15 protein-coding genes are annotated in these 6,099 nt (G+C 65.1%); all 15 read left to right on the forward strand.

Features of this window, described 5'->3' with window-relative positions:
- On the forward strand, window positions 1–141 hold a 141-nt coding region (locus tag HZB86_06185; protein ID MBI5905124.1), incomplete at its 5' end, for a 30S ribosomal protein S3.
- Between the two features lie 15 nt (window positions 142–156).
- A complete protein-coding gene (rplP, locus tag HZB86_06190) occupies window positions 157–567 on the forward strand; it encodes a 50S ribosomal protein L16 (GenBank protein MBI5905125.1) in 411 nt (136 codons plus the stop codon).
- 4 nt (window positions 568–571) lie between these two features.
- Window positions 572–772: a 50S ribosomal protein L29 gene (gene rpmC / locus HZB86_06195; GenBank protein MBI5905126.1), complete on the forward strand. Its 201-nt coding sequence runs from the start codon at window positions 572–574 to the stop codon at window positions 770–772.
- A gap of 19 nt (window positions 773–791) precedes the next feature.
- Window positions 792–1,055 carry a 30S ribosomal protein S17 gene (gene rpsQ, locus HZB86_06200; GenBank protein MBI5905127.1) on the forward strand — a complete coding sequence of 88 codons (264 nt, stop codon included), beginning with the start codon at window positions 792–794 and terminating at the stop codon, window positions 1,053–1,055.
- A gap of 34 nt (window positions 1,056–1,089) precedes the next feature.
- The gene (gene rplN / locus HZB86_06205; GenBank protein ID MBI5905128.1) at window positions 1,090–1,458 is read left to right on the forward strand and encodes a 50S ribosomal protein L14; all 369 of its coding nucleotides are present in this window, start codon (window positions 1,090–1,092) and stop codon (window positions 1,456–1,458) included.
- A gap of 14 nt (window positions 1,459–1,472) precedes the next feature.
- A complete protein-coding gene (locus HZB86_06210) occupies window positions 1,473–1,814 on the forward strand; it encodes a 50S ribosomal protein L24 (GenBank protein MBI5905129.1) in 342 nt (113 codons plus the stop codon).
- A gap of 40 nt (window positions 1,815–1,854) precedes the next feature.
- Complete coding sequence (gene rplE / locus HZB86_06215; GenBank protein MBI5905130.1) at window positions 1,855–2,394, forward strand: 50S ribosomal protein L5; 540 nt, start codon at window positions 1,855–1,857, stop codon at window positions 2,392–2,394.
- 28 nt (window positions 2,395–2,422) lie between these two features.
- Window positions 2,423–2,608 (forward strand): type Z 30S ribosomal protein S14, encoded by a 186-nt coding sequence (locus tag HZB86_06220; protein ID MBI5905131.1) that lies wholly within the window; start codon window positions 2,423–2,425, stop codon window positions 2,606–2,608.
- 8 nt (window positions 2,609–2,616) lie between these two features.
- Window positions 2,617–3,015, forward strand: a complete 399-nt coding sequence (gene rpsH, locus HZB86_06225; protein ID MBI5905132.1) for a 30S ribosomal protein S8 — start codon at window positions 2,617–2,619, stop codon at window positions 3,013–3,015.
- 37 nt (window positions 3,016–3,052) lie between these two features.
- Window positions 3,053–3,586 (forward strand): 50S ribosomal protein L6, encoded by a 534-nt coding sequence (gene rplF / locus HZB86_06230; GenBank protein MBI5905133.1) that lies wholly within the window; start codon window positions 3,053–3,055, stop codon window positions 3,584–3,586.
- A 40-nt stretch (window positions 3,587–3,626) separates the two neighbouring features.
- Complete coding sequence (locus HZB86_06235; protein ID MBI5905134.1) at window positions 3,627–3,995, forward strand: 50S ribosomal protein L18; 369 nt, start codon at window positions 3,627–3,629, stop codon at window positions 3,993–3,995.
- A 40-nt stretch (window positions 3,996–4,035) separates the two neighbouring features.
- Window positions 4,036–4,536 carry a 30S ribosomal protein S5 gene (gene rpsE / locus HZB86_06240; protein ID MBI5905135.1) on the forward strand — a complete coding sequence of 167 codons (501 nt, stop codon included), beginning with the start codon at window positions 4,036–4,038 and terminating at the stop codon, window positions 4,534–4,536.
- A complete protein-coding gene (rpmD, locus tag HZB86_06245) occupies window positions 4,533–4,727 on the forward strand; it encodes a 50S ribosomal protein L30 (GenBank protein MBI5905136.1) in 195 nt (64 codons plus the stop codon). The genes rpsE and rpmD overlap by 4 nt, the downstream gene beginning before the upstream one ends.
- Window positions 4,724–5,161 carry a 50S ribosomal protein L15 gene (rplO, locus tag HZB86_06250; GenBank protein ID MBI5905137.1) on the forward strand — a complete coding sequence of 146 codons (438 nt, stop codon included), beginning with the start codon at window positions 4,724–4,726 and terminating at the stop codon, window positions 5,159–5,161. The genes rpmD and rplO overlap by 4 nt, the downstream gene beginning before the upstream one ends.
- A gap of 5 nt (window positions 5,162–5,166) precedes the next feature.
- Window positions 5,167–6,099, forward strand: a 933-nt coding sequence (gene secY / locus HZB86_06255) for a preprotein translocase subunit SecY (protein ID MBI5905138.1), incomplete at its 3' end; no start/stop codon positions are given.

The raw sequence follows: 6,099 nt of genomic DNA on the forward strand, positions 1-6,099 counted from the left end.
CCCCTCCACACCCTCCGCGCCGACATCGACTACGGTTTCGCGCAGGCGCGCACCACGTACGGCATCATCGGCGTGAAGGTCTGGATCTACAAGGGGGAGGTGCTGCCGCAGGCGCCCTCCGCCCCGGCCATCAACGAATAGAAGAACGCTGACACGATGCTCGCCCCCAAGAGGGTCAAGTTCCGCAAGACGATGAAGGGCCGCCGCCGCGGTGCGGCGCAGGCCGGGAACACGCTGAACTTCGGGGATTACGGCGTGAAGGCCACCACCGCCGGGTGGATCACCTCCCGCCAGATCGAGGCCGCCCGCGTCGCCATGACGCGATTCGTGAAGCGGGGTGGAAAGATCTGGATCCGCATCTTCCCGGACAAGCCGATCACCAAGAAGCCGGCCGAGACCCGCATGGGGAAGGGGAAGGGGGCGCCGGAGGAGTGGGTATGCGTCGTCCGCCCCGGCCGGGTCCTCTACGAGATCGAGGGGGTGGACGAGGCGACCGCGCGCGAGGCGTTCCGCCTGGCGGACCACAAGCTCCCGATCCGGACGAAATTCCTGTCGAGAGAGGCGTAAGGCGATGAAGAAGAAGGAAGCGCGGGACCTGGGAGCGGAGGAGCTCCGCCAGAAGGAGCGGGAGCTCCGGGACGAGATCTTCCGGCTGAAGATGAAGCGCAGCGCGTCCGCGCTCGAGAACAAGATGCTGATCCGCAACCGCCGCAGGGACCTTGCCCGGGTCGTCACCATCCTGCGCGCGAAGACGGAAGGGAAGGCGAGCTGACATGACGGCGGAAAAAGCGATGGGTGCCCGCGGAGCGCGGAAGACCAAGGTCGGAATGGTGGTCGGGGACAAGATGGACAAGACGGTGGTGGTACGGGTCGAGCGTCTCGTCCCGCACCCCGTGTACAAGAAGTACGTGAAGCGCCGCGTGACCTACAAGGCGCACGACGAGAAGAACGAGTTCCAGGTCGGCGACCGCGTGGAGATCGTCGAGACCCGCCCCTTGAGCAAGGACAAGCGGTGGAGAGTCCAGCGGCTGATCGAACGGCCCGCCGTCCGGTAAGCGGCCAATTCCCGAGTAGCGGAGCGGAAACGCCATGATCCAGATGCAGACCATGCTCGACGCCGCCGACAATTCCGGCGCGAAGCGCCTTTGCTGCATAAAGGTGCTCGGCGGCAGCCGGCGCCGGTACGCCACCGTGGGCGACATCATCGTCGTGAGCGTCAAGGAGGCGATTCCCCACGGGAAAGTGAAGAAGGGCGATGTGTTCAAGGCGGTCGTCGTCCGGACCGTCAAGGAGGTAGGCCGGGCCGACGGCAGCTACCTCCGGTTCGACCAGAACTCGGCCGTACTGATCAACCCGCAGGGCGAGCCGGTGGGGACCCGCATCTTCGGACCCGTGGCCCGCGAGCTGCGCGCCAGGAAGTTCATGAAGATCATCTCCCTGGCGCCGGAGGTCCTGTGAGCACGGGAGGGGCCATGGAGGCCGCGTCGAAGGTGCGGATCCGGAAGAACGACATCGTCAAGGTGATCGCCGGCCGGGAGAAGGGAAAGGTCGGGAGGGTGCTGAAGGTCGACCGGGACAAGGGCCGGATCTTCATCGAGAAGATCAACATGGTGAAGCGGCACATCAAGCCCGGGAAGACCCACCCCCAGGGGGGGATCGTGGAGAAGGAGGCGGCCATGGCCTTTTCCAACGTCCTCATCATGTGCGACAAGTGCAACAAGCCGACCCGGATCGGAAGCGCCGTGGACGGCTCCGGCGGGAGAAGCCGCGTCTGCAAACGGTGCGGCGACGTTCTGGAAGCGAAGAAAAAGTAAAGGATACCTCCGCCGACGCGGCGGATGGGGGTGATCGGAAATGGCGAGACTGCAGGACCACTACAGGAAGGACGTAGTCCCGAGGCTGCGGGAGAAGTTCGGGTACCGCAACGTCATGCAGGTGCCCCGTCTCTCCAAGGTCATCGTGAACATGGGGCTGGGCGACGCGATCGAGAACATCAAGGTCATCGACTCCGCCGCCGAGGAGATCGGCGTGATCACCGGCCAGCGGCCCGTGGTCACCAAGGCGAGGAAGAGCATCGCCAATTTCAAGCTCCGCGAGGGAGTCCCCATCGGCGTCATGGTCACGCTGCGGCGCGACCGGATGTACCACTTCCTCGACAAGCTGATGGCGATCGCACTGCCGCGCGTCCGGGACTTCAAGGGGGTCTCCCCGAAAGGGTTCGACGGCCGCGGGAACTACACCCTCGGGGTGAGGGAGCAGATCATCTTTCCCGAGGTCAACTACGACAAGATCGACAAGATCCGCGGGATGAACGTGACCATCGTGACGACCGCGCGGACCGACGAGGAAGGGCTGGAACTGCTGAAACTCCTGGGGATGCCGTTCCGGGCGTAAGCCCAGGAGGAAGAGAGGAGAGCAGACGTTGGCGAAGAAATCGATCATGGCCAAGGCGAGTCGGACGCCGAAGTTCAAGGTCCGGAAGTACAATCGGTGTCCCCGCTGCGGCCGGCCGCGCGCTTTTTACAGGAAGTTCCAGCTCTGCCGGATCTGCCTCCGGGAACTCGCCCTTCGCGGCGAGCTCCCCGGCGTGGTCAAGGCGAGCTGGTAGGGGGGGCCATGGCGATCAACGACCACATCTCGAACCTTCTTGCGAGGCTGCGCAACGCGCAGCTCGCGCGCTTCGAACAGCTGGAGATCCCCGCGACCTCCGTCCTCCAGAACATCGTCCAGATCCTGAAGGAGGAAGGGTTCATCAAGGGGTACCGGGTCGTCAGCGAACAGAACGCGAACCGGCTCCGGATCGCCTTGAAGGCGTCGCCCGACACCGGTTACGCCATCAAGGGAATGCGCCGGGTGAGCCGCCCGGGCCGTCGGGTCTACGTCGGGAAGGACGACATCCCGACCGTGAAGAACGGGTTCGGCGTCGCGATCGTCTCCACGTCGAAAGGGGTCATGACGGGAGAGAAGGCGAAGAAGCTGTCGATCGGCGGGGAACTGCTCTGCGAGGTCTGGTAGGCGGGTTTCCCGGTCTCTCACACGGAGGAGCGAAGCGATGTCGAGAATAGGCAAGAAGCCGGTGGTCCTGCCCGCCGGAGTGAAGGTCGAGGTCGGGGACGGCTCGGTGACCGTCACCGGGAAGAAGGGCACGCTCGCCCGCAGGATCCCGGCGCAGGTGGCCGTTGCGATTGCGGACGGAAAGGCGACGGTTACCCTCGCCGACGCCGACGCCGCCAACCTCTACGGCATGTACCGGACGCTCCTGTCGAACATGGTGCACGGGGTGACGGAAGGATTCACGAAGACCCTCGAGATCGTCGGAGTCGGGTACAAGGCCGAGGCGAAGTCCGGCGGTCTCCAGCTCGCGCTGGGCTATTCGCACCCGGTCGTCTTCCCGCTTCCCAAGGGTGTGACCGCCGAGGTCGAGGCGAACACGGTCATCAAGGTGAGCGGGACCGACAAGGAGCTGGTCGGGGAAACCGCCGCCAGGATCCGGATGCTCCGGAAGCCGGACGCGTACAAGAACAAGGGGATCCGCTACCGCGGCGAGCGGTTGATCAAGAAAGTCGGGAAGGCCGCAGGGAAGTAACGGACAGCTTCGCAATTCCCGGGACGGGGAACGGAAAGCCATGAGCCAGAAGAGCCAGAAGGACATCGCACGACAGAACAGAAAGACCCGGATCCGGAAACGGATCTTCGGCACCGAGCAGAAGCCGCGGTTGTCGGTATTCCGGAGCGCCAAGCACATCTACGCGCAGCTCGTGATCGACTCCACCGGGTCCACCATCCTCGCCGCCTCCACCCTTTCGCCCGAGATCCGGGCCGAGATCGGGGAGCTCGACAAGAGCGACGCCGCGAAGAAGGTGGGACAGTGGATCGGAAAGAAGGCGGTCGAGAAGAACATCCACCAGGTGGTGTTCGACCGGAACGGGTTCCTGTATCACGGCCGCGTGAAGGCGCTGGCGGACGGCGCGCGGGAGTCCGGACTGAAGTTTTGAAGGCGAACGAACACTTTCCAGCGGGCACGGGAGGAAGGGCTTGAAAAGAGTGAATCCGGAAGGGCTCGAGTTGAAGGACCGTGTGGTGCACATCAGCCGGGTCGCAAAGGTCGTGAAGGGCGGCCGGCGCTTTTCCTTCAGCGCGGTCGTCGTGGTCGGCGACGCCAACGGCCACGTGGGAACGGGCCTGGGAAAGGCCAACGAGGTTCCCGACGCGATCCGGAAGGCGGTCCAGAACGCGAAACGGGCCCTGATCAAGGTGCCCCTCGTGAACGGGACGGTCCCGCACGAGGTCACGGGGGAGTTCGGCGCGAGCAAGGTCATCATCCGGCCGGCTTCGCCCGGAACCGGCGTGATCGCCGGCGGCGGCGTGCGGGCCGTGATCGAGTCGAGCGGGATCACGAACATCCTCACGAAATCGCTGGGCAGCAACAACCCGCACAATCTCGTGAAGGCGGCCATCGACGGCCTTGCGCAGCTGCGCACCATGGAGCAGATGATCGGCGTCCGGGGGCCGAGGGAGGAAGGGGCGACGGCATGAGCGTACGGCTGCGCATCACGCTGGTCAAAGGTCTGAGCGGCAGGACCGAGTACCACCGGAAGGTCGTGCGGGGACTCGGTCTCACCCGAACGAACCGGGCGGTCCTTCGGCAGGACACCCCGGAGATCCGGGGAATGGTCGAAAAGGTGAAGTTCCTCGTCCGGTTGGAGGAAGTGGGGGATACGACATGAAGCTTTCGGAGCTTGCGCCCGCGGATGGGGCGAAACGTCAGAGGAAGCGGGTGGGGCGCGGGAAGGGCTCCGGCCTCGGGAAGACCGCGGGGAAGGGTCACAAGGGCCTTCGGGCCCGCAGCGGGGGAGGCACCAAGCCCGGGTACGAGGGCGGGCAGATGCCGATGCAGCGGCGCCTTCCCAAGCGAGGATTCACGAACGTCTTCCGGAAGGAGTGGGCGGTCGTCAACGTGAAGGACCTCAATCGTTTCGAGGCGGGCTCCGTGGTCGACATCGAGGCGCTCCGCGTCTCCGGCCTGGTGAAGGGCGGCGTCGACGGCGTCAAGCTGCTGGGGGACGGCGAGGTAACCCGAAAGCTCGCCGTGAAGGTCGATCGCGCCAGCAAGGCGGCCGTGGAAAAGGTCAAGGCCGCCGGCGGGACCGTGGAGGTCTGACCCCGGTGCTCGGCGGATTCCAGAACATCGCCCGCGTACCCGAGCTCAAGCGCCGGATTCTCTTCACGGCGCTGATGCTGGTCGTGTACCGGATCGGGATTCACGTTCCGACGCCCGGAATCAACAATGTCGCCCTGAAGGCGGTGTTCGAGAGCCAGGCGGGAACCCTCTTCGGCATGATCGACATGTTCTCGGGAGGTGCGCTCGCGCGCTTCTCCATCTTCACGCTCGGGATCATGCCGTACATCAGCGCCTCGATCATCCTGCAGCTCCTTACGGTCGTGATCCCCCAGCTGGAGAAGCTTTCGAAGGAAGGGGAGCTCGGGCGGAAGAAGATCACGCAGTACACGCGGTACGGAACCGTGGTCCTGTCGATCATCCAGGGAATGGGGATCGCCGTCGGGCTCGAAAGCGTCGCCGCGGGGGGCGCCGGCTCGGTCGTCTACAACCCGGGGTGGTCGTTCCGCCTCATGACGGTGCTCACCCTCACCTCCGGCACCGCGTTCCTGATGTGGCTCGGGGAGCAGATCACGGAGCGGGGGATCGGGAACGGGATCTCCCTCATCATCTTCGCCGGGATCGTGGCCCGGTTCCCGAGCGGACTCGTACGCTCCGTGGAACTCGTCCGGACCGGCGAAATCGCGATCTTCTGGGCGCTGATCCTGCTGGCGCTGATGGTCGCCGTCGTCGGCGTGATCATCTTCTTCGAGCGGGCCCACCGCAGGATCCCCGTGCAATACGCCCGGCGGATCGTCGGCCGAAGGGTGTACGGAGGGCAGAGCACCCACCTTCCCCTCAAGGTGAACACGGCCGGGGTCATCCCGCCGATCTTCGCGTCGTCGATCCTGCTCTTCCCGGCGACGATCGCGAATTTCATCAAGCACCCGGTGACCCAGTCGGTCTCCAACGCGCTGACGCCGGGCAGCGTCGCGTACGAA

Source organism: Deltaproteobacteria bacterium (assembly GCA_016234845.1).
Taxonomy (GTDB): domain Bacteria; phylum Desulfobacterota; class Deferrimicrobia; order Deferrimicrobiales; family Deferrimicrobiaceae; genus JACRNP01.